A 538-nucleotide genomic window follows, 5' to 3' on the forward strand; every position below is an offset into this window, starting at 1 on the left:
CCTGTTCTGATTACATTGTGAAGAGAAGATATGTCTGGAAGCTTCCAGGTGTTGAGGATGATCGAAAGATTGTCGGAGACGTCCGAGCCCAGATCCCAGGAAACCATGGATGGTCTAGCCGACCGGAAATGGTGGAGGGTCTGGAGGTAGGAAGGAAGCCTTGTCCTTGAGGCATGGATGTTGTTTGGGTGTCCTTCGGGATGCCCTTCTGGTGTTCATGCTGGATTGGTGTTGCCTGACCGCGCATCACCGGACAGATCTCGAGAAGCTGGTCTTAAGACAGGCTGCAAGTGAACCGCTCGGCGTGGTTCCAATAAAGCAGACCTGTCGAACACGTCGATGGCATCTCATAAGGATTGGGTTGTAAAAGGTAACCCTTTCTGCCGCGCCCCTTCGGGGCGACGGCTAATGGATGAGCATTGGCAATGAGAACGATCAAGTGTCAAAAGGGCATTTGGTGGATGCCTTGGCATGCACAGGCGATGAAGGACGTGATACGCTGCGATAAGCCGTGGGGAGCTGCGAATGAGCTTTGATC

Annotated in this window: 1 rRNA gene; it reads left to right on the forward strand. The window is 53.2% G+C overall.

The window, feature by feature from the left end:
- Positions 1 to 433: 433 nt before the first annotated feature.
- A 23S ribosomal RNA gene (locus tag AC0C6X_RS30135) occupies positions 434 to 538 on the forward strand; the annotation flags it as partial.

This window comes from Ensifer sp. VA4 (assembly GCF_055710065.1).